This window comes from Kytococcus sp. HMSC28H12, from assembly GCF_001816045.1.
In the GTDB taxonomy this organism is placed as follows: domain Bacteria; phylum Actinomycetota; class Actinomycetes; order Actinomycetales; family Dermatophilaceae; genus Kytococcus; species Kytococcus schroeteri.
The window spans coordinates 1-2,789 of the sequence record NZ_KV824251.1 but is presented as its reverse complement, the minus strand read 5'-3'; the positions used below and the strand labels follow the sequence as shown (position 1 = coordinate 2,789).

General features: G+C 72.2%; 3 protein-coding genes, 1 pseudogene and 1 riboswitch. Of the genes and pseudogenes, 2 read left to right on the top strand and 2 right to left on the bottom strand.

The genetic code is table 11. From position 1 onward, the window contains the following. Positions 1-312, top strand: a pseudogene (locus HMPREF3099_RS13295) (hypothetical protein); the annotation flags it as partial. Positions 313-318: 6 nt separating this feature from the next. Here the strand turns inward: HMPREF3099_RS13295 and HMPREF3099_RS00090 are convergent. Together HMPREF3099_RS00090 and HMPREF3099_RS00085 are read right to left on the bottom strand one after the other, a co-directional pair. After that, on the bottom strand, positions 319-900 hold the full coding sequence (locus tag HMPREF3099_RS00090; RefSeq protein WP_070703188.1) for a TetR/AcrR family transcriptional regulator: 582 nt from the start codon (positions 898-900) through the stop codon (positions 319-321). 140 nt (positions 901-1,040) lie between these two features. Beyond that, on the bottom strand, positions 1,041-1,940 hold the full coding sequence (locus HMPREF3099_RS00085) for a hypothetical protein (protein ID WP_141761898.1): 900 nt from the start codon (positions 1,938-1,940) through the stop codon (positions 1,041-1,043). 162 nt (positions 1,941-2,102) lie between these two features. Continuing rightward, positions 2,103-2,194: riboswitch (SAM riboswitch) on the top strand. Positions 2,195-2,412: 218 nt separating this feature from the next. Here HMPREF3099_RS00085 and HMPREF3099_RS00080 point away from each other — a divergent pair. Further along, positions 2,413-2,789: ATP-binding cassette domain-containing protein (locus HMPREF3099_RS00080; RefSeq protein WP_237769676.1), on the top strand; the 377-nt coding region annotated here is incomplete at its 3' end.

Sequence of the window (2,789 nt, the reverse complement as noted above, 5' to 3'; positions counted from 1 at the left end):
CAGCGAGCCGCTGGAGCGCGGCCGGGTGAAGCGGCGGGCGGTGCTCATCGTGCCCCCGGCCGACGCCGGGGCCCCTCGGCGCCGGCGGACCCCTTCCGCTACCCGGTGCAGGTGCGGGTGGTGCCGCGGCCGAGCTACGGCGCGGGCGTCATCGAGGCCGACGACACCACCACCCGGCTCGAGGTGGCCCTGCCCACCGGGGAGGTCTACGACGTCCTCACCTCGGAGCCCGACGCGCTGTGCCACGACGTGCTCGACCACTACGAGCGCTGGGCGGCGGCCCGGACGGAGGTCCAGGTCGCGGTCCTCTGACGCAGGTCAGGTCGCGGAGGCTGCCCGCACCAGGGAGCGGGCGGCCTCCAGCCCTGCCCGGAGGGCGTCGTCGGCGGTGCCGTCGAGCATCAGGGCCAGCGACCCCTCGTAGATCACCTCGATCGAGCGGGCGAGGGAGGCGGCCGCCCCCGGGTCGGCCGGCAGGAGGGAACCCGCGGCCTGCTGGAGGCGCGAGCGCAGCAACTCGCGCTCCCGGGTGAGCACGGCAGCGACCTCCGGGGCCGCCTCGGGGAAGCACACGGTGGTGGCGCGGAAGGCGCACCACCGTTCCTCCGGCAGCCGGTCCCGGAGCTCCTGTGCGGCGGTGAACGGCGAGAGCAGCCGCGCCGCCGGGTCCGAGGTGGCGTCCCAGTGCTCGTCCCACGCCTGGGGCCACATCTCCAGGCGGCGGTCGAGGGCGGCGGCCAGCAGGCCGTCCTTGTTGCCGAAGTGCACGTAGAGGCTGGCCGCCGAGGCGTGGGCGTCCTTGAGCAGCACCGTCACGGGGGTGGTGGCGCCCCCGTCGACGAACAGCTTGCGCGTCGCCGCGTCGAGCAGGCGTTCACGCACAGGCGTCTTGGCGGTCATGTCGAGAGCGTAATGGGTGGGGTTGGGAGTGCGAGCCGGGCCCGGGGCGGCGCGGGCCGGCCTGTGCGGGAGGGATGTCCCGGGCGCGAGGAAGGCCCCCGGACCGAGGGGGTCCGGGGGCCTTCGCGGCGTGGCGCGGGTCAGACGCCGGGGGGCGGGGGCGGCGTGCTGCCGCCGCGGTTCCAGGACTGGTCGTCCTGGCCCGTGGAACCGGTGGAACCGTTCCAGTCCTGCTGGCCGGCCGGCGTGGCGCCACCGGACGCCGGGGCGTCGGTGGAGGGCGCCTGGTGGCCGTACTCCGGCGCCGGGGGAGCGGACTGGCCGTACTCGGGCTGGGAGCTCGGGTTCAGGCCGTATCCGGGTGCCGGGGGAGCGGACTGGCCGGTGGTGTTCTGGCCGTAGGCGTCCGGCTGGTAGCCCGGGGCGCCGTTGGTGCCCACCTGGCCGTAGGCTGGGGCGGGCGGAACCTGGCCGTTGCGCTGGGAGTACGGCGTGGACCGGGCGTACTGGTCGGAGTACTCACCGTTGGTGTAGCTGGAGTACTGCTGCTGCTTGTTCTTGCGGCGACCGAAGAACCACAGCAGGCCGCCGACCAGCATGAGCAGGAGGCCCAGCGGGATGAGGAAGATCGCGGCGGCCAACCCCAGCCCGAGCTTCATGAATGCACCCATGTCGGCCGGGCCGCTCAGGGCGTAGCCGGGCTCGGAGCAGGTGACGGTGACGTCGCCGGCCGTGTCGGCGGTGATGGTGCCCAAGATGTTCTCGTTGTTCACCTCGGCCCTCGTGCCCGGGGCAAGGTCGCCCAGGGTGGCGCCCTGGACCGTGCACGCGGAGCTGTCCGCGCCGGGGCCCAGGAGCATGCGGGTCTCGTCCTCGTCCATGCTCACGGTGGTGGAGCCCTCGATGGACTGCTGCTGGTCCACGAAGTCGGAGACCTCCTTGAAGGTCGTGCCTGCTAGCACGGCACCGATGATGCCGAGGACCAGGGACAGGACACCCAGGAAGAACAGGATCTTGCCGAAGGTCTTCATCGGCGTCACCCCTCTCGTGTGTCGGCGCCCGGTCGTGCCGGGCGGGTGTGTGCGGGGCGGACGCCCCGTGCCGGGCCCCACGCTACCGAGGGACGGGGCGTCCGGCGTGAGGCGCACCACGTTCGGCCCGGCGATTTGGAAAATCTCAGACCGGGGTCGTAGGTTGTGCGCACTGTATCCAGAGCGGTGGAGAGATCTGGCTCTTTGAAACCGCAGCAACCCCCCGTCGCGGGCGAGGGTGCTAACGCCAGATGCGATGGAGGAACCATGAGCTGCACCTGTATGACGTCGAGGTCCTGACCCTGCGGCCGGCGCTCCCGTACCTGCTTCGCGCGGAGTGAGGTGAGCGAGCCGGACCGGTCGGGCCCTCAGAACCCACGCATCCACCACCTGTACGCCGTCGCGCCACGGACCCAGGGGTCTGCCACTGCATTCCCCGGTGATTCGTGGGCCCATTTCGTCCTGCCCGGAAGGACCATTCATGATCACCCTGGACAATGTGTCCAAGACCTATTTCCCGCAAGGTGCGGGCGAGCCCGTCCGTGCCCTGGAGGACGTCTCCCTGCACATCGGCCGTGGCCAGGTCCACGGCATCGTCGGGCCGTCGGGCTCCGGCAAGTCCACCCTCGTGCGATGCATCAACCTGCTCGAGCGCCCCACCTCCGGGCGCGTCACCGTGGACGGCCGGGAGCTCACCGCCCTCAGCAGCGGACAGGTGCGCGCCGCACGCCGCGACATCGGCATGATCTTCCAGCACTTCAACCTGCTGGACTCGCGCACCGCCGCCCAGAACGTGGCGCTGCCGCTGGAACTGGCCGGGGTGGGCCGCGCCGAGCGCACCCGCCGTGCCGCCGAGCT